This window comes from Noviherbaspirillum pedocola (genome assembly GCF_016632335.1).
GTDB lineage: Bacteria > Pseudomonadota > Gammaproteobacteria > Burkholderiales > Burkholderiaceae_D > Noviherbaspirillum_A > Noviherbaspirillum_A pedocola.
In genome coordinates this window covers 464,984-484,080 of record NZ_JAEPBG010000003.1, presented here as the reverse complement: position 1 = coordinate 484,080, position 19,097 = coordinate 464,984, and the positions used below count along the sequence as shown (strand labels likewise).

At 63.1% G+C, this 19,097-nt stretch carries 16 protein-coding genes; 10 read left to right on the top strand and 6 right to left on the bottom strand.

Features of this window, described 5'->3' with window-relative positions; all coding sequences use genetic code 11:
• Positions 1 to 43 precede the first annotated feature (43 nt).
• Entirely contained in the window at positions 44 to 1,321 is a 1,278-nt protein-coding gene (oxlT, locus tag JJB74_RS10625; RefSeq protein ID WP_200591819.1) for an oxalate/formate MFS antiporter, read from the bottom strand.
• 424 nt (positions 1,322 to 1,745) lie between these two features.
• Positions 1,746 to 1,952, bottom strand: coding sequence for a cold-shock protein (locus JJB74_RS10620; RefSeq protein WP_200591818.1), 207 nt, complete (start codon positions 1,950 to 1,952; stop codon positions 1,746 to 1,748).
• Between the two features lie 367 nt (positions 1,953 to 2,319).
• Between JJB74_RS10620 and JJB74_RS10615 the strand changes: the two genes are divergently transcribed.
• The 5 genes from JJB74_RS10615 to mctP all read left to right on the top strand — a co-directional run bounded on the left by JJB74_RS10615 (position 2,320) and on the right by mctP (position 6,627).
• A complete protein-coding gene (locus tag JJB74_RS10615) occupies positions 2,320 to 2,622 on the top strand; it encodes a DUF4148 domain-containing protein (RefSeq protein WP_200591817.1) in 303 nt (100 codons plus the stop codon).
• Between the two features lie 527 nt (positions 2,623 to 3,149).
• On the top strand, positions 3,150 to 4,397 hold the full coding sequence (locus JJB74_RS10610; RefSeq protein ID WP_200591816.1) for a tetratricopeptide repeat protein: 1,248 nt from the start codon (positions 3,150 to 3,152) through the stop codon (positions 4,395 to 4,397).
• Positions 4,398 to 4,600: 203 nt separating this feature from the next.
• Positions 4,601 to 4,903 (top strand): hypothetical protein, encoded by a 303-nt coding sequence (locus JJB74_RS10605; RefSeq protein ID WP_200591815.1) that lies wholly within the window; start codon positions 4,601 to 4,603, stop codon positions 4,901 to 4,903.
• A 15-nt stretch (positions 4,904 to 4,918) separates the two neighbouring features.
• A complete protein-coding gene (locus JJB74_RS10600) occupies positions 4,919 to 5,098 on the top strand; it encodes a DUF3311 domain-containing protein (protein ID WP_200591814.1) in 180 nt (59 codons plus the stop codon).
• Positions 5,098 to 6,627 carry a monocarboxylate uptake permease MctP gene (gene mctP / locus JJB74_RS10595; RefSeq protein WP_200591917.1) on the top strand — a complete coding sequence of 510 codons (1,530 nt, stop codon included), beginning with the start codon at positions 5,098 to 5,100 and terminating at the stop codon, positions 6,625 to 6,627. Before JJB74_RS10600 ends, mctP begins: the two co-directional genes overlap by 1 nt.
• 91 nt (positions 6,628 to 6,718) lie before the next feature.
• Here the strand turns inward: mctP and JJB74_RS10590 are convergent, their stop codons facing one another.
• From JJB74_RS10590 to JJB74_RS10580, 3 genes are all read right to left on the bottom strand, one after another.
• Positions 6,719 to 7,468 carry a carbonic anhydrase gene (locus JJB74_RS10590; RefSeq protein WP_200591813.1) on the bottom strand — a complete coding sequence of 250 codons (750 nt, stop codon included), beginning with the start codon at positions 7,466 to 7,468 and terminating at the stop codon, positions 6,719 to 6,721.
• Positions 7,469 to 7,834: 366 nt separating this feature from the next.
• A complete protein-coding gene (locus tag JJB74_RS10585; RefSeq protein ID WP_200591812.1) occupies positions 7,835 to 9,040 on the bottom strand; it encodes a class I SAM-dependent rRNA methyltransferase in 1,206 nt (401 codons plus the stop codon).
• Positions 9,041 to 9,321: 281 nt separating this feature from the next.
• Positions 9,322 to 10,533, bottom strand: coding sequence for an MFS transporter (locus JJB74_RS10580; protein ID WP_200591811.1), 1,212 nt, complete (start codon positions 10,531 to 10,533; stop codon positions 9,322 to 9,324).
• 203 nt (positions 10,534 to 10,736) lie between these two features.
• Between JJB74_RS10580 and JJB74_RS10575 the strand changes: the two genes are divergently transcribed.
• Positions 10,737 to 11,486 (top strand): FadR/GntR family transcriptional regulator, encoded by a 750-nt coding sequence (locus JJB74_RS10575; RefSeq protein ID WP_200591810.1) that lies wholly within the window; start codon positions 10,737 to 10,739, stop codon positions 11,484 to 11,486.
• A gap of 175 nt (positions 11,487 to 11,661) precedes the next feature.
• On the opposite strand, the gene JJB74_RS10570 is transcribed toward JJB74_RS10575, so the two are convergent.
• A complete protein-coding gene (locus JJB74_RS10570) occupies positions 11,662 to 12,699 on the bottom strand; it encodes a hypothetical protein (protein WP_200591809.1) in 1,038 nt (345 codons plus the stop codon).
• A 281-nt stretch (positions 12,700 to 12,980) separates the two neighbouring features.
• Between JJB74_RS10570 and gudD the strand changes: the two genes are divergently transcribed.
• The 4 genes from gudD (at position 12,981) to garD (ending at position 19,008) form a co-directional block, all read left to right on the top strand.
• Positions 12,981 to 14,336, top strand: a complete 1,356-nt coding sequence (gene gudD, locus JJB74_RS10565) for a glucarate dehydratase (RefSeq protein WP_200591808.1) — start codon at positions 12,981 to 12,983, stop codon at positions 14,334 to 14,336.
• 443 nt (positions 14,337 to 14,779) lie between these two features.
• Positions 14,780 to 16,186, top strand: coding sequence for an MFS transporter (locus JJB74_RS10560; protein ID WP_200591807.1), 1,407 nt, complete (start codon positions 14,780 to 14,782; stop codon positions 16,184 to 16,186).
• 115 nt (positions 16,187 to 16,301) lie between these two features.
• Positions 16,302 to 17,219 carry a 5-dehydro-4-deoxyglucarate dehydratase gene (gene kdgD, locus JJB74_RS10555; RefSeq protein ID WP_200591806.1) on the top strand — a complete coding sequence of 306 codons (918 nt, stop codon included), beginning with the start codon at positions 16,302 to 16,304 and terminating at the stop codon, positions 17,217 to 17,219.
• Positions 17,220 to 17,439: 220 nt separating this feature from the next.
• Positions 17,440 to 19,008: a galactarate dehydratase gene (gene garD, locus JJB74_RS10550; RefSeq protein WP_200591805.1), complete on the top strand. Its 1,569-nt coding sequence runs from the start codon at positions 17,440 to 17,442 to the stop codon at positions 19,006 to 19,008.
• The last annotated feature ends 89 nt before the right edge of the window (positions 19,009 to 19,097 follow it).

The window sequence follows — 19,097 nt, the reverse complement described above, 5'->3', positions numbered from 1 at the left end:
AGGCGCCGAATGGGCGCGGCCCACTCAGCGCTGCAACAGGCTCTTAATGCGCGGCGCGCGTCGCCAGATACTTTCTGCGCATCGGCTTGAGCACCACGAAGGCCAGGGTCGCGGTCAGGATATCCATCGCGATGACGGCGCCGAACACCGGAATCCAGCTGCCGGTGGCTTCATGCAGCAGCGCGGCGAGCGGGCCGCCAAGCACCGAGCCCACGCCTTGTGCCATGTACAGGATGCCGTAGTTGGTGGTTGCGTGTTCGGTGCCAAAAGTGTCGGTCAGCGTGGACGGGAACAGAGAAAAGATTTCGCCCCAGCCGAAGAACACCACGCCGGACAGCAGCACGAACAGCACCGCGTTGTCGCGGGTCATCAGCCACAGCAGCATCGCGATGCCTTCCAGGCCGAAGGCGATGAACATCGTGTTCTCGCGCCCGATGCGGTCCGACACCCAGCCAAAGAACGGTCGGGTCAGGCCATTGGTGAAGCGGTCAATCGACAGCGCCAGCGGCAGCGCGGCCATGCCGAGCACCACGACGCCGGCAACGCCGAAGTCCTTGGCGAAGCTGCCCATCTGGGAAATCACCATCAGGCCCGAGGTCGACATCATCGTCATCATGGCGAACATCAGCCAGAACACCGGTGTCTTGAGCATGCGGCCAGGCGCCACGCCGCTGCCGGCGTCAACCGTGGTGCGCGCATGCGCCATCCAGCCAACCGGCGGGCGCTTCGTGAACTGCGCGGCGCAAACGCCGACGATGGCCATGATCACGCCGAAGGTCTGCAGCGTGGCATGGTAGCCATTGCTGGCGATGCTCGAGGAAATCGGGAAGGTCGTGATGATGGCGCCCATGCCATAGCCGGCGGCTACCATGCCGACCGCGAAGCCGCGCTTGTCCGGAAACCATTGCACCATCAGGCCAACGATGCCGACATAGATGATGCCGGTGCCGATGCCACCCAGCAGGCCGTAAGTCAGATAGATCATGGTGAGCGAATGCGCATGCGCGGCCAGCACCCAGCTCGCGCCGGTCAGCGCCGCGCCGACGGACAGCAACAGGCGCGGTCCGAAACGGTCGATCACGAAACCCTGAAACGGCGACAGAAAGGTCTGCACCACGATCAAGAGCGAAAACGTGATCTGCAATTGCGACAGCGTGCCGCCGAGTTCGCCGAGCATGGGCTTGGTAAACAGCGTCCATACATACTGCGGGCTTGAGACAGCCATCATGCAGACCAGGCCGGCAAGCAGCTGCACCCAGCGGTTGGCGACGGAACCGGAGCCGACTTCATCAATCGACAGCGGCAGGGAAGCGTTCTTCATCATCAATCTCCAGGAAAACCGCGCCGGGATCGGCGCTGACTTTCCTTTGGCAAGGAGCATGCCAAGATTTTTGTCGCGCAATACCGGCATGGCAGCGAATCGCGCACTGAAATGGATCAAGCTGCCCCAAATGAATTCATTTTAGAAATTGCATCGTTTCAGATTGGCGCTTCGGCCACCTGATTGATGCTTACAGGCTGCAGCGGAAGGGGATGAGAAGAGCGGAAGGAAAAGGAGCCAGTCGGAACATCGATATGACTTCGAGAACATTCTGCCAGCCAGGCAAAGCTGGCTCGGCAAACAAAAAAGCCCGGCATGCCGGGCTTCATTCCGATAACGCAGGGCGCATCGGGGCGCCTGTCATGTCACGGTTGGGATTCGGTACATCGTGCAGTCATGGGCCGGGTGGCCCTGTCGCCGCTGCTTATTGCTCCGGCCGGATGTTCGCCGCCTGCGCGCCCTTCGGCCCCTGCACCTTTTCAAAGGTGACCTTCTGGCCTTCCTTCAGCGACTTGAAGCCATTGCTCTGGATTGCCGAGAAATGCGCGAACAAATCTTCGCCGCCGCCATCCGGTGTAATGAAGCCGAAACCTTTAGCGTCGTTAAACCACTTTACGGTACCACTGCTCATCGTTGTCTCCTATTGATGTTGTGACGCCGGATGCGCTCCGACGTTGGCAGCATTTTAATGCCTCTTTTGCACCGCAGCGCAATGGATTTGAAGTTATTTTTTGTAGCGAACAGCGGTTTTGATATTGCGGCTGTCCTGCAGTTATCGAGCGATACAGATACGTCGCGACACACCGTAATCGCTGGATTATTCCAAATTCTGAAACACGGCATTGACCGTTGTCCCGTTTATTGCCGCGGCCTGCGTAAGTAGACTGTGCTTCATCGATGAACACACAAGAACGCAGTGCGATTCAGCGAGGCAGGACCCGACGGCGTAGTCAGACCGCCGAGCCCGAAAACCACTGATACCCAACTTGGAGAACACCATGAACATCAAAACCATTCTTGCCGCCGCCGCCATGCTTGCCGCTTCGACCGGCGCTTTTGCCCAGCAAACCGAATTCGTCGCTCCGGACGCCGGCTTTCATTCGAACCTGACCCGCGCAGAAGTGCGCCAGGATCTGGTGCAGGCACAGCGTGAAGGCGAGACGGCGATGCGCCAGCACGACGGCCAGGACGCCGTGTATGCGAAGAGCGAGAAGGCACGCGGCGACGCGAAGATCGAGCAGGCCAAGGCTACCAAGCAGCAGCGCAGCCAGTCCCCGGTCAACAGCCTTTACTTCGGCTGATCCGGCACAGGCATCTTCCCCTCGGGCCGGCGTAATGCCGGCTCAGCAGTATCTTCGGCAAGACTGGCCAACCGGGCCTTGCCAGCGGAAGCAGACAAGCTTCCAACAGTTCCATCCTCTCCAAGGTTGGCTTCCCGCTCGCAATGAGCGGGTTTTTTGCGTCACGGCCAACGAATCATCGCTGCTGATGCAGCGCTTCACAGCGTGGCCGCAAGCGGGCGCGCTCAGCCAATTCCCATCTTTCACGCACACGCTCGCGCAATCCGCCGCGCAACAATAAGGGCCTTGCGGGCAGCGTCAATGGCGGCATGTCGGAATAAGGCTCCTTGCCTGCTTTTCTGTGCATCGCCGGTTCCTCCTGTATCGATCCCGTACTGCATCCACATCCGATTCTGGCCGGCGCCGCTGAATATTCGCTGACGCGAAATCCGCTATGGCGCCCGCGCGGATCACAGTACAATACGCAGACATTTTGTTTCCTTGTGGAAACAACAACATTCTTCCATCATCCCTCGATACCTGCCGCCATGCGCCGTCATTTCCTTGCCTTTGGTTTTGCCGTGTTCACCGCGCTGCCTGTGTTCGCGGTCAATCTCGATGCCGCGCAGGCTGCCTATGACCGCGCCGATTTTCCCAGGGCGATGCTGCTGTTCCGGGGCGAGGCCGAGCGTGGCGATGCGCGGGCGCAGTATCTGCTCGGCGCGCTTTTCGAAAGCGGCAAGGCCATGCCGCGCAATGATGAGCAAGCCGCGTTCTGGTACGAGCGCTCAGCCGATCAGGATCAGCCCGAGGCCATGCTTGCCCTAGCGCGCATGCATGCGAGCGGCAGCGGCGTGCCGCGTGACGCTTCCCAGGCAGTGAGCTGGCTGAAGCAGGCCGCCGCGCTTGGCGATGCGAAAGGCGCCTATGAATTGAGCCGCTGCTACGCGGAAGGGCGCGGCGTGCCCCGGGACGATACCGAAGCATTCCGCTGGCTGCTGCAGGCCGCGCTCGCCGGCCTGGAAGAAGCGCAGCTAGGCGTGGGTCGCCTGCTCGAAGCCGGCATCGGCACGACGCGTGACGATGCTCAGGCCATGGCCTGGTACCGCAAGGCTTCACTGCAGGGCAGCGTACAGGCCCGCGCACGGATCGGCATGCTTTACCAGTACGGCCGCGGCGTGGAACAGGACAGCGAGCGCGCAATACGCTGGTATCGCCGCGCCGCGGCCGATGGCGACCTCATCGCGGCGCAGCAACTCGCCGGGCTGCTGCTGACTGGCTCGACCGAAGTGGGCGCGCGCCGCGAAGCGCTGGCCTGGTACCGCTTCGCCGCCGAGGCGGGCAGCGCCGCGGCAATGCGCGAACTTGGATTGGCGTACGAAAACGGCGCCACCGGCAAACCGGATCCGCTTGCCGCGCGCGCCTGGTATGAAAGCGCCGCAGCAGTGGGCGATCCGATTGCCTGCATCCGTCTCGCCGGCGTTTATCTCGAAGGCCGGGGCGTGGCCAGGAGTTATCACCGCGCCTTGCAGCTCTACCGGCAGGCCGCGCTGCAGGAAAACAGCGATGCCCTCAACGAGCTCGGTCGCATGTATGCGCAGGGGCAGGGCGTGACGCGCGATTATGCCAACGCCTATGTGCTCGCCGACATCGCCGCCACCCTGGGCAGCGCCGCTGCCGCTGCAGACCGCGACGGCTATGCCGAAAAACTGAGCGAAGAGCAGCTACGCCTGGCGCGCATGGCTGCCGGCGCCTGGAAACCGGGCGCACCGCTACCGGTGCTCGCGCCCGTCTGAATGCGAAAGCGGCCTGGCTTGCAAGCCAGGCCGTGGCAATTGAATTTCCGGCGGCAGCGCGGCCGGATCCTGATCCAGCCAGCACGGCATCCCCTGCCGTACGCCCGGCCTGCCTGCGCTGACGGCATGCGCTTGTTTCACCGCAACGGCGCGCGCCGAATTTACCACTGCAGCGAAACTCCGGCCGGATACTTCTGCTCCAAATGCAATCCCTTGCCCGCCGGCCCACCAACCGCGGGCGCATCGTCTGCCGTGCGCTGAATACGCATTGCCCCAGCTTTCAACGCAATGATCTCAACGCATGCCAGGCAACGCCATGGAGCCGCGATGACAAGCAACGAGCGCAAGCGAGGCCTGTATTCCTTTCCGCCCTGGACACGGCCGCACATCTCGCCCGCGGCGACATGCATGTGCGGCGCATTCGTGTCATGAAAGAAAACATTAACTCTCTTATAATTCGCGCCGCCGTGCATTTGCCCGGTGAATTTCAAGCTTTCAAACAGTGACAAACGGGGACCATCGTGTGGTTATTACTTCTTCTTCCCTTCATCGGCCTGCTCTGGGTGCCGTTCTACAACCATGAGCTGCCCAGCCTTTTCGGATTTCCCTTCTTCTACTGGTATCAATTCCTCTGGGTGCCGATTACCTCGCTCCTGGTGTGGATCGTCTACCGCCATGAAATGAAGAAGGGAGAGGAATGATGGACGGACACATCAACTGGACCGCGCTTGCGGTTTTCATCTTCTTCTTCGTGCTGGTGACGGTGATGGGCTTTGCCGCATCGCGCTGGCAGAGCGGTGGCGCCGAACACAAGGGCGCGCACCTCGATGAATGGGGCCTTGGCGGCCGCAACTTCGGCGCCTGGATCACCTGGTTCCTGGTTGGCGGCGACTTCTATACCGCCTACACCGTGATCGCGGTGCCGGCGCTGGTCTATGCGGTCGGCGCCTACGGCTTCTTCGCGCTGCCGTACACCATCATCGTGTATCCGATCGTGTTCGTGATCATGCCGCGCCTGTGGAAGGCGGCGCATCGCGCCGGCCATGTGACCGCGGCCGACGTGGTCTATGGCCGTTACCGCTCGCGCGGGCTGGAATTCGCCATCGCGCTGACCGGCGTGGTCGCGACCATGCCTTACATCGCGCTGCAGCTGGTCGGTATGGAAGTGGTGATCAAGGCGCTGGGCCTGACCGGCGAATTGCCGCTGGCCGCCGCCTTCGTCATCCTGGCGCTGTACACCTACTCGGCCGGCCTGCGCGCGCCGGCGCTGATTGCCTTCGTCAAGGACCTGATGATCTACATCGTGGTGCTGGTGGCGGTGGTGCTGGTGCCGATGAAGCTCGGCGGCTATGGCGCGGTGTTCTCGGCTGCCGGCGACGCCTTCGCGGCCAAGGGCGGCGCCACCGGCCTGACCCTGAAACCGGCGCAGATGCTGCCGTTCGCTTCGCTGGCCCTCGGCTCGGCGCTGGCGGCCTTCATGTATCCGCACACGCTGACCGGCATCTTCGCGGCCAAGAGCGCCAACACCATTCGCACCAACGCGGTGTTTCTGCCGGCCTACACCATCCTGCTCGGCCTGATTGCGCTGCTCGGCTTCATGGCCTATGCCGCGCACCTGAAGGTCGCCAGCAACAATGACGTGGTGCCGGCGCTGTTCAATGCGCTGTTCCCGTCATGGTTCACCGGTTTCGCGTTCTCGGCGATCGCCATCGGCGCGCTGGTGCCGGCGGCTGTGATGTCGATCGGCGCAGCGAACCTGTTCACCCGCAACTTCTGGAAAGCCTATGTGAATCCAAACGTCACCCATGCCGGCGAAGAGAAGGTCGCCAAGATGGTGTCGCTGGTGGTGAAGGTGGGCGCCCTGGCTTTCATCCTGTTCGCGCCGACCAAGTTCGCGCTCGATTTGCAGCTGCTCGGCGGCGTGTGGATCCTGCAGACCTTCCCTTCGGTGGTCTTCGGCGTGTTCAGCCGCTGGTTCCGCGCGCCGGCGCTGCTGCTGGGCTGGGCGGTCGGCATGATCATGGGCAGCTACCTGGCCTTCTCGGATGGCATCAAGCCGGTGCATACCTTCACCATCGGCGGCGACAGCTTCACGATGTACACGGGTCTCGCGGCGTTGATCGTCAACGTGGTCGTCGTGGTAGTGGCGAACCTGGTGCTGGGCGGCCGTGGTGAATTCCACGACGAAATGGCGCAGACCAAGGCGGCGACGCATCCGTCGACGCACTGAGCAAGGCATCACGCATCGCGCCATCCCGGCGCGATGCCGCAAAAAAAAGGCGCGGCCGGAAACGATTTCCGGCCGCGCCTTTTTGACAGGATCAGCGGCTCGCCTCGACGCTACGATCATTCAACGGCTGCACCGGACGCGCATTCATCGGGTACAGCTTTTTGAACGCCGCCAGCTGCGCACTTGACACCTCGACCGGCGTCTTCAGCACGCGCCAGGTCACTTCCTCGCTGCACGGCGGCGTAGTCAGCGAGCCGGTGTAGGCGTAATAGCCATGATTCACCGGCAGCAGCGCGGCAGCATCGAAGCCATTGCCCAGCGCTGCCTTCTCTCCTTCGGCGGTCGGCATGGCGGCAAACACCGGCTTCAGCGCCCGGTTCTCGCTGCCTTGCTTGAACAGCACGGCAACTACAGCCAGTTTGCCTTCCGCATTCTTGTGCACCATGTGGGCCACCAGCGGATAAGCCTTGCCATTGATCTTTTCTTCGCTAGGCGTATGGAAATGAAACTGCAGCAGCTGGTATGGCTGGCCATCGATGCCGACCTTGCCGCCTTCAGGCAGGTTCACCTGGATCGTATGGCCGTTATTGACGACTTCGGCAGCGCTCTGCGCGTAGGCAAAGTCGATCGGCTGCAGATCGGCGCGGCGTGCGCGCCGGGTCTCGATGTTGATCGGCGACTGGTGCTTGCCCAGTTTGCAGGTGGCATAGCCTTCATCCAGCTCTGACCAGTGAGCAGCGTCGGTCTTTCCCTGGTAAGACCAGTGCGCATGGGTTTCGGCGAGCGCGGCATGCGAGGCGAGTGCGGCGGACAGCGAGACGAGCAACAGCTTGAATTTCATTTGCGGCTTCCGTGATGTATTGGAGGAATAGTCTTTCGGATACGTCATGTCGGAACTGAAAGTTACCGATGGCCGAAGCGTTGCACACGGCTACCTCGCGGCGCCATAGGAAAAAGCCTCATGACACCGCGAAATTTCTTAGTCCCCTGGCATGGGAACCAAGTTCAGCGCTTCGGCGAAGCGCGACGATCGCAAGAATGCCTCCGCACCGTGTTGATTCGCACCAAAGGCGGGCGCGCATTTGCGTTGCCGCACCGTGACGGAATCTATTTCCCTGACCATCGTTGTCGCTTGGCGACAATGCCGCGCCTATTCCATCGCCGTGAGTGAAAACGCGGCAAAAGCGGCAAATCGTGGTCTGGCTGTTCAGGCTGCCTTCTGCAGCATCAGCCCCTTCAGGTACTCGCCTTCGGGAAAGTTGACCATCAGTGGATGATCCTGCCCCGCGCCCAGCCGTTGCAGCAGGCGGCATTCGGCGCCCGCATCGCTGGCCGCGCCGGCGATGATCTTGTGAAAGAGTTCCGGCGTGATGGCGCCGGAACAGGAATAGGTGAACAGCAGTCCGCCCTCGCGCAACAGCTGCAGCCCGAGCAGATTGATGTCCTTGTAGGCGCGCGCGGCGCGTTCGACCTGGTCCGGCGCGGCGGCGAATTTCGGCGGATCGAGAATGATCAGATCGAAGCTGCGCCCCGCAGTGCGCAGTGCACGCAAGGTCTTGAAGACATCGGCGTCGAGCCATTCGGCGCGCTCGGCATCGAAACCGTTGGCTTCCATATTGCGTCGCGCCGCTTCCAGCGCCGGTCCCGAGGAATCGATGGACAGCACGCTCTTGGCGCCGCCTTTCAGCGCCGCAAGTGAAAAGCCGCCGGTGTAGCAGAAGCAATTCAGCACCTCGCGCTCGGCGGCATGCGCCATCACCAGCGCGCGGTTGTCACGCTGGTCGATATAGAAGCCGGTCTTGTGGCCGTGCTTCGCATCGACGAGATAGCGCACGCCGTTCTCCGTTACCGGTATGCCTTCCGGCGGTTCGGCCCCGGCCAGCACGCCGGTCGTCTCGGGCAAGCCTTCGAGCTTGCGTACCGATGCATCCGAGCGCTCGTAGACGTTGGGGCAACCGGTTTCCGCGATCAGCGCCGCCACGATCGCGTCCTTCCAGGCTTCGACGCCGGCCGACATGAACTGGCATACCAGCCAGCCCGCGCGGCCTGCATACCAATCGACCACCAGCCCCGGGAAGCCGTCGGCTTCGCCGAAGATCAGCCGCAGCGCGTCGGTGTGCTTCACGGCGGCGGCGCGCCAGGCGAGCGCCTTGCGGATGCGGCGCTTGATCAATGCATGGTCGACCGCCTCGGCTTCATCAAGGCTCCACACCCGCGCGCGGATCTTCGAGCTCGGGCTGTGCGCGGCGCGCGCCACAAAGCTGCCGTCGGCGGCGCGCACGATCGCGGTGGCGCCGGGCTTGGCGCGCTCGTCGGCGCGTCCCTCGATGCGGTCTATCGATTGCGCGAAGATCCAGGGATGGCGGCGGCGCAAGCTCGCTTCGCGGCCCGGTTTCAGATGGATGGTGAGCATGTCGGTATCGTGTCGGTGGGGTGAATGACGCTGCTCGTGCGCGGCTTTGGCGGCACGGACAGCGTCATGAAGGTCCGGGATTCTGACAGAAAACAATTGCACCCGGCCGCGGCCCGGCGCAAACGGCACGGGCATGACGCAAGCCCGAGACCGATGACGGGGAAGGCCAGCGCTTTGCGCTGATCTTCAATCCCTACCGCATAAACGAAGTGCTGCGGCTGCTGGGTAAGCCAAATGAACACGTAGCCGCGGCCGCGCTTCGGTTGCTCTCTGCACGCCGCCTAGCGCCGCGCCTCCCGACCCAGGTCCGGCAAAAACACCGCCAGCAGGCCGAGCAGCGGCAGGAACGAGCACAGCCGGTACACCGTGGCGATGCCATGGCTGTCGGCAAGCTGGCCCAGCACCGCGGCGCCGATGCCGGCCAGCCCGAAGGCCAGGCCGAAAAACAGACCCGAGACGGCGCCGACCTTGCCCGGCAACAGTTCCTGCGCATAGACCACCATGGCCGGGAAGGCCGAGGCCAGCAGGAAGCCGATGATGGCCAGGAGCACCACCGACATCCCCAGGCTCGCATAAGGCAGCGCCAGCGCGAACGGCGCGATGCCGAGGATGGAGGCCCAAATCACCCGGCGCCGGCCGATGCGGTCGCCGATAGGCCCGCCCAGCAGCGTTCCGGCCGCGACCGCGAACAGGAAGTAGAACAGATGGTATTGCGCAGTCGCCTCGGACACGCCGTATTCATGCATCAGATAGAACATCAGATAGTTGTTGATGCCGGCCAGGTAGAAGTACTTGGAGAAGATCAGCGCGACCAGCACCGCGAGCGCGGCCATGACCTGGCGCTTCGGCAGCGCCGTCTCGCGCCGCGGCGCGGCGGCCTTCGGCTTGCGCTGCTGCCGTCGATACCAGGCGCCGACCGCCGCAAGCAGCAGCATGGCCGCCAGCGCCAGGCTGGAAAACGCCGCGATGCTGCGCTGGCCGTAGGGCAGCACGATCCAGGCGGCCAGAAGCGGGCCCGTGGCCGAGCCGGCATTGCCGCCGACCTGGAAGATCGACTGGGCCAGGCCATGGCGTCCGCCCGAAGCCATGCGCGCCACCCGCGAGGATTCGGGATGAAAGATCGACGAGCCGGTGCCGACCATGGCCGCGGCGACGAGCAGCATCGAGAAGCTGTGCGCGACTGAAAGCATCAAGAGACCCATCAGGGTGCAGCCCATGCCGGCGGCCAGCGAATAGGGCTGCGGACGGCGGTCGGTGACATGGCCGATCAGGGGCTGCAGCAGCGAAGCGGTGAATTGATAGGTCAAGGTCACCAGCCCGATCTGGCCGAAACTCAGATGGAACTGCGCCTTGAACAAGGGATAGACCGCCAGCAGCAGTGACTGCATCGTGTCGTTGAGGAAGTGGCAGAAGCTGATGGCGCCGAGCACGCGAAAGGCGGTGCGGTCGGATGCCGCGGACGCGGCAGGAACGGGTGTGACAGCCTGGTTCATGAAGGATGACGAAAAAATGTGGCAGCAGACGCTGCGCATTGAATGAAGCATGCAGGTGCGCAGCATAAACCATGCGGCGCGATCGAGGCCGCCACAGGGGAATTCGGGCATGGCAATTGAGCGATGTCGTACAATTGGCGCTCTTCACGGCTTGCCGCCGCAGTCCCGGCGCGCCGAGCGCATTCATCAAGGCTGATCCCATCATGCAAACCACACCACGGCGCCGCTCGCAGAGTCTTGCGCAGGAAGTCAGCGCTTTCCTGGCCGATCAGATACGCCAGGGCGCCATATCGCCGGGTTCCAAGCTGCCAACTGAATTTGAAATCATGTCGTCGCAAGGCGTGAGCCGCACCGTGGTGCGCGAGGCCATTTCCAGCCTGCAGGCCGCCGGCCTGGTCGAAACGCGGCATGGCATCGGCACCTTTGTGCTGAACAAACCCAGGCGACTGGGCATACAGCTCGACGCCAGCACCATCACCACGATGCGCGACCTGATGGCGCTGCTGGAATTGCGCATCAGCCTGGAAACCGAAGCCGCGGGCCTGGCAGCGGTGCGCCGCAGCGAGGAACAGCTGCAGGCCTTGCGTGAAGCGCTCGATGCGCTGCAGGCAAACCTGAAGAGCGGCGAGAACGCCATCGGCGCGGATTTCCACTTCCATCTGCAGATCGCCAGCGCCACCGGCAACCACTACTTCATCGACATCATGACCCACCTCGGCGAGCAGGTGATTCCGCGCAGCCGCCTCAACACCGCACAGATCGAGGGTGACGATCGCTCGATCTATCTCGACCGGGTGCAGCGCGAGCATGAAGCGATCTATGAGGCCATCGCCAATCGCGACACCGAGGCCGCGCGCGCCGCGATGCGCTATCACCTGACCAACAGCCGCGAGCGGCTGCGCAAGGCGCACGAGGCGGCGCAGACGCTGGCGAATGCGAAAGCGGCGGTGTAATAGCCCGTTAGCCCGTTTGGAAATCGCGTTTCGTCGTACAGGCGTTTTTACCCACCCGGATCAACGCCGTCCAGTAACTTCTCACACGGGCTTTCAGGATGCATGCAAGCGGCTGCCGCGGTTCTGCGCTGAAGAATCAGGCTGATTTCTATCCGGGCATGCTGAACACGACCTATCAGGGTTGTCGCTTATTACGCATGCGTAGCCAAGGCAGTATGCCGATGAGCATGAGCGACAGAACCGCCGGTTCAGGAACCTCTCTGACCGGCATGAGCAGGAAGCCGTGCAATGGCTCTCCGTGGATCTGTCCAATGCCAACGATATTTCCGTTATCGCTAATGGCATTGGCCTGCTGGAGAAAGTCCCAGCCGGCAGCTTCGACTGCAGGCAGCGTGTTCAGATCGGTATAGATTCCATCGCCATAGAGGAATGCGTGATTGTCACTGATTCCAACCACTTGCCCAGCGTTGTTGATGTCGGTCGCTCTGCTGCCGATCGTTGAACCGGCTATCAAGCCCAGGTCCGTCATGAGGCCATTGCTGTACAGGAAGGCATGTGAAGCACTGTTATTGCTGGTAAGGGAACTGCCGACAACCTGTCCGGCGTTGTTGAGCCCTTCCGCGGAACTCGACGTGCCACCAAGTGTGCCGAGATCCTGCAGAGCGCCACCGCTGTAAAGCAGGGCATGGTTGCTGCTGATGGCCACTTGCCCGAAATCGTTGATGTCCGCCCCGTACCCTGATATGCCAAGCGAACGGATTACACCATCGCTATACACATACGGCCCGCCAGCATCACCGGTTACCTGACCGAGATTATTGATTCCATAAGCCCAGCCGATTGCAATGCTGGTCCTGACGCCATTGTTGTAGAGAAAACTGCTCGTAGGACCGCCATTGGGTGTTGAGCCATAGCCGACGACTACACCCGCACTGTTGATGTCCGTTCCCGTGCTATACGGGCCACCGGGCGTTCCAAGGTCCTGAAACACACCGTTGTTATAGAGGAATGCATGCACCTCGCCAGAGGAAACGGTTCTGCCGCCTGTTACCTGTCCCGCATTGTTCACACCCAATGGCTGAGCCTCGCCGTGCGCACCCAAGGCCCCAAGGTCAGTGACGGTATAGGCGGGCAGCGCATGCGAAGCAGTGTAGGTGCCTGTCAATATCACCGTCTGCAATACCCGCAGGATTCCTTTCTTCGACGTTTTCATCTCTGCTTCCTCTGCCAGTTATTCGAATAGGTGGCGACTGAGTGCTTGAAAGAGGAAACAGTTTGTCAGGATGTCTGATACGGATTTTGAGCTAGGCCAGTCTACGGAAAACGCAGGGAAGGTTCGTGAAAGGTTTTTTGCCGCTTGCCACAGTTTCCGGAAAAATCCGGTTGCATTCCAGCGGACCTGCAAACTATACTGCGCACCAGACAAGTTGTACGACAACTGATGTGAACGCATGGCGGCCGTTGCGCCGCCAATGACAGACAGGAGACGCAGGAATGTCAGCCATAGAAGCAAGCCGCGCACAGGGCGCGCCCACCGTGACCGAAATGCGTGTCGTGCCGGTCGCCGGCCGCGACAGCATGCTGCTCAACCTGAGCGGCGCGCATGGGCCATATTTCACCCGCAACATCGTCATCCTCAAGGATTCCGCCGGCAATGTCGGCCTCGGCGAAGTACCGGGCGGCGAAGCGATAAGAAAAACGCTGGAAGATGCGCGCTCGCTCGTGGTGGGGCAGTCCACCGGCAACTACCGCAAGGTCTTGAACGATGTGCGCGCCGCCTTTGCCGACCGCGATGCCGGCGGACGCGGCCTGCAGACCTTCGATCTGCGCATCACGATTCACGCGGTCACCGCGCTGGAAGCGGCCATGCTGGATTTGCTTGGCAAGTTCCTCGAGCTGCCGGTGTGCGCCTTGCTCGGCGAAGGGCAGCAGCGCGACCGGGTCGAGATGCTGGGTTACCTGTTCTACGTCGGCGACCGCAAGGCCACCGATCTGCCGTATGCGAGCGAACCGGACGCCGAGGACGACTGGCTGCGCCTGCGCCATGAACAGGCAATGACGCCGGAAGCGATCGTGCGTCTGGCCGAAGCCGCGTATGCCCGTTACGGCTTCCGCGACTTCAAGCTCAAGGGCGGCGTGCTGCGCGGCGAGGAAGAAATTGCCGCCGTGACCGCGCTGGCCGAGCGCTTCCCCGAAGCGCGCATCACGCTCGATCCGAACGGCGCCTGGACTCTTACGGAAGCCATCCGCCTGTGCCGCGACCAGCATCATGTGCTGGCCTATGCGGAAGATCCGTGCGGCGCCGAGGATGGCTATTCCGGCCGCGAAGTGATGGCCGAATTCCGCCGCGCCACCGGCCTGCCGACGGCCACCAACATGATCGCCACCGACTGGCGCCAGATGGGGCATGCGATCGCCCTGCAATCGGTGGACATCCCGCTGGCCGATCCTCACTTCTGGACGATGCAGGGCTCGGTGCGCGTGGCGCAGATGTGCCACGAGTGGGGCCTGACCTGGGGTTCGCATTCGAACAACCACTTCGACATTTCGCTGGCGATGTTCACCCAGGTCGGCGCCGCCGCGCCGGGCAAGATCACCGCGCTCGATACCCACTGGATCTGGCAGGACGGCCAGCGCCTGACGAAGGAGCCGCTGAAGATCGTCGACGGCGCCATCGCGGTGCCAAACAAGCCGGGCCTGGGCGTGGACATCGACATGGAAGCGGTGGAAGCGGCGCATCAGGTGTACCTGGGCATGGGCCTGGGCGCGCGCGACGATGCGGTGGCGATGCAGTATTTTTTCCCGGGCTGGAAATTCGACAACAAGCGCCCGAGCTTCGTGCGCCCGTAGGTTGGGCTGACGAAGGAAGCGCAACATGTTCGCGGTCCGCGGGAGCCCGATTTCGGCTCGTAGGTTGGGCTGCAAGCCCAACATGCTCGCGCCCCGCGGGAGCCCGATGTTGGGCTTCACAGCCCAACCTACGAAGCTGGCACGCCGTTCGAAATGCCGCGACACCGTAGGGTGGGTGCAACCCACGCGTCTCGGCGATCAAGCGCAGACCACGTGGGTTGCACCCACCCTACGAGAAGCACAGGCCGAAGCGATGAGGCCGCCTAGAAAGTATTCACCCACGGCGACGCGATGCTTGTGACGCGTGCCGATGCAGGCTACACTGCATCACAAGTTGTCATACATCTGACGACTTGCAAAACAAGCCGAGCGCCGCGCAAGACCAGCATCGCCGAAAGGCATGCCAGCAGATGCAGCGCCAACCAAGACCTCAAGGAGACAGCATGAGCAAGCAGGGCAATCCATCGAACAGCGACGCGCGCGCCAGCCGTGTGCGCTGGGGCATACTCGCCATCCTCTTCATCATCACCACGATCAACTACGCCGACCGCGCCACGATCTCGATCGCCGGCCCCGAGCTGAAGAAGATCCTCAATCTGTCGCCGGTGCAGATGGGCTACATCTTCTCCGCCTTCGCCTGGTCCTACGTGGTCGCGCAGATTCCCGGCGGCTGGCTGCTCGACCGTTTCGGCTCGAAGATCACCTACTTCTTCTCGATCTTCTTCTGGTCGCTGTTCACGCTGATGATGGGCTGGGTCGGCTTTCTCACCGGCGCGACCGCGGTCACGGTGCTGTTCCTGCTGCGCCTGTTGATCGGCGCGGCCGAAGCGCCGTCCTTCCCCGGCAACAGCCGCATCACCTCGGCCTGGTTCCCGACCAATGAACGCGGCACCGCGGCGGCGATCTTCAATTCCGCCCAGTATTTCGCCACGGTGCTGTTCGCGCCGCTGATGGGCTGGCTGGTGCATTCCTTCGGCTGGCAGAGCGTGTTCTATGTGATGGGCGCGCTGGGCATCGTGATGGCCTTCGTCTGGCAGAAGACCATCTATGGCCCGCGCAACCATCCGCGCATTACCAGCGCCGAGTTCGCGCTCCTGCAGCAGGGTGGCGCGCTGGTCGACCTCGACAGCGGCGCCCAGGCTGCCGCGCCGAAGAAGGTCGCTACCGGCTCGGCCATCCGGCAACTGCTGGGCAATCGCATGCTGCTGGGCGTGTACATCGGCCAGTACTGCATCACCACGCTGACCTATTTCTTCCTGACCTGGTTCCCGGTGTATCTGGTGCAGGAGCGCCACATGACGATCCTGAAAGCCGGCTTCGTCGCCGCGCTGCCGGCAATCGCGGGTTTCCTGGGTGGCATCCTCGGCGGTTATGTGTCCGACGCGATGATCAAGCGCGGCTACTCGCTGTCGGCGGCGCGCAAGACGCCTATCGTGGCCGGCATGCTGATGTCGATGTCCATGATCGCCTGCAATTACATCAGCGCCGACATGCTGGTGGTCGCGGTGATGTCGCTGGCCTTCTTCGGCAAGGGCGTCGGCGCGCTCGGCTGGGCGGTGGTGTCCGACACGTCGCCGAAGGAAGCGGGCGGCCTCTCCGGCGGCCTGTTCAACACCTTCGGCAATACCGCCGGCATCACCACGCCGATCGCCATCGGCTACATCCTGCAGGCCACCGGCTCCTTTTCCGGTGCGCTGGTCTTCGTCGCGGCGAACGCGGCGCTGGCCATCGCCTGCTATCTGTTCATCGTTGGCGATATCAAGCGTTTCGAGTTCGCCAAGCCGGTGACGCTCAAGAGCGAAGAAGAAGCCGCACTGGCCGCGCCCGGCGCGCCGGCTGGCGGCAATTAAGCTCAACTGAGCCCGATCAAGAACCTTATGCACAACACGCCGGCGCAAGCCGTCCGGCGCATGTGAAACCTGAACAGCACTACCTCATCAACGCTTACTCCAACGAGACATCATCATGCGCATCGATCCTCAAGAACTGAAGCAAATCCTGTCCTCGGGCCTGTTGTCCTTTCCGCTGACCGACTTCGACGAGCAGGGCAATTTCCGCCGCAATACCTATGTCGAACGCCTCGAATGGCTCGCCCCTTACGGCGCCTCGGCGCTGTTCGCCGCCGGCGGCACCGGTGAATTCTTTTCGCTCGATGGCGAAGAGTATGCGGACATCATCAAGACCGCGGTCGACACCTGCCGCGGGAAGGTGCCCATCATCGCCGGCGCTGGCGGCTCGACCCGCGCATCGATCGCCTATGCGCAGCAAGCAGAGCGCCTCGGCGCGCACGGCATCCTCTTGATGCCGCATTACCTGACCGAAGCCAGCCAGGACGGCCTGGCCGCGCACGTGGAAGCGGTGTGCCGCTCGGTGAACTTCGGCGTGATCGTGTATAACCGCGGCATTTCGCGCTTTGCGCCGGAGACGCTGGCGCAGCTGGCTGACCGCTGCCCGAACCTGATCGGTTTCAAGGATGGCGTGGGCGAGATCGAATCGATGGTCGCCATCCGTCGCCGCATGGGCGATCGCTTCACCTACCTCGGCGGCCTGCCGACCGCGGAAGTCTATGCCGCGGCCTACAAGGCGCTGGGCGTGCCGGTGTATTCGTCGGCGGTGTTCAACTTCATCCCGAAGACCGCCATCGAGTTCTACAACGCGATTGCTGCCGACGACAATGCCACGGTGAACCGCCTGATCGATGAATTCTTCCTGCCCTACCTGGCGATCCGCAACCGCAAGGCCGGCTATGCGGTCAGCATCGTCAAGGCCGGCGCGCGCCTGGTCGGCCACGACGCCGGCCCGGTGCGCAGCCCGCTGGTGGACTGCACCGAAGCCGAGCATGAAGAGCTGCGCGTGCTGATCGAGCGCCTGGGCAAGCAGTAAGTTGCGTAGGTTGGGCTGTTAAGCCCAACATTACAGGCTCGCGGGCCGCGAACATGTTGGGCTTGTCAGCCCAACCTACGAGGACTGATCGAGCTGAGCGGTTCCTTAGGGCCTGCTCCGCCCACGCGGTGCATCGCATACCGCAGCGAGCAGCGGACAGCCGCGTGGGTTGCACCCACCCTGCGAGACATTGACGCCCGACCACCGGAGACCAACTGACATGACCAGCAACACCGCCACCACGCCGCGCTACATCACGATGCACGACAGCGACAACGTCGCCATCGTGGTCAACGACCGCGGCCTGCCGGCCGGCGCCGTCTTTCCCTGCGGCCTGACGCTGATCGAAGCCGTGCCGCAAGGCCACAAGGTCGCGCTGCGCGACATCGCCGAAGGCGAGCCCATCCTGCGTTACAACGTCATGATCGGCCGCGCGCGGCGCGACATTGCCCGCGGCGCCTGGGTCGAGGAGTCGCTGGTGGCGATGCCGCCGGCGCGCGAGCTGGAGAACCTGCCGATCGCCAACCGCGTGCCTGCGCCGCAGCCGGCGCTGGAAGGCTATACCTTCGAGGGTTATCGCAATGCCGACGGCTCGGTCGGCACCCGCAACATCCTGGCCATCAGCACCACGGTGCAATGCGTGTCCGGCGTGGTCGATTTCGCGGTGACGCGCATCAAGGCCGAGCTGCTGCCGAAGTATCCGCACGTCGATGACGTGGTCAGCCTCGAACACACCTATGGCTGTGGCGTGGCCATCGATGCGCCGAATGCCGACATCCCGATCCGCACGCTGCGCAATATTGCCAGCAACCCGAACTTCGGCGGCCGCGCGATGCTGGTCAGCCTGGGCTGTGAAAAGCTGCAGCCCACGCGCATGTTCCCCGCCGATACGATCCCGATCCGGCAGCATGGACAGGAGGGCGAGGGCATAGCCCTGGTCTGCCTGCAGGATGCCGAGCATGTCGGCTTCGAATCGATGATTGCGTCCATCATGGCCACCGCCGAGCGCCATCTGGAGGCATTGAACCAGCGCCGCCGCGAAACCTGCCCGGCCTCGGACCTCGTGGTCGGCGTGCAGTGCGGCGGCAGCGACGCCTTCTCCGGCGTGACCGCCAATCCGGCTGTCGGCTTTGCCTCCGACCTGCTGGTGCGCGCCGGCGCGACCGTGATGTTCTCGGAAAACACCGAAGTGCGCGACGGCATCGACCAGCTCACCGCGCGCGCCGCCAGCGAAGAGGTGGCGCAGGCGATGATCCGCGAGATGGCCTGGTACGACGATTACCTGAAGCAGGGCGGCGTCGATCGCAGCGCCAACACCACGCCGGGCAACAAGCGCGGCGGGCTGGCCAACATCGTCGAAAAGGCGATGGGCTCGATCATCAAGTCCGGCACCAGTCCGATCTCGGGCGTGGTGCGTCCGGGCGAGAAGGCGAAGGGCCGCGGCCTGCTGTACGCGGCCACGCCGGCTTCGGACTTCATCTGCGGCACGCTGCAGCTGGCCGCCGGCATGAACCTGCATGTCTTCACCACCGGCCGCGGCACACCGTACGGCCTGGCCGAAGTGCCGGTGATCAAGGTCGCCACGCGCGACGACCTGGCGCGGCGCTGGCATGACCTGATGGACATCAACGCCGGCAAGATCGCCACCGGCGAGGCCACCATCGAAGATACCGGCTGGGAATTGTTCCGCTTCATGCTTGATGTCGCCAGCGGCCGCAAGAAAACTTGGGCCGAGCGCTGGAAGCTGCACAACGCGCTGACGCTGTTCAATCCGGCGCCGGTGACCTGACAGTGTTGGTAGGTTGGGCTGACGAAGGATGCCCAACTTGCTGGCGGTCCGCGAGCGTTTGATATTGGGCTTGCAGCCCAACCCGCGAA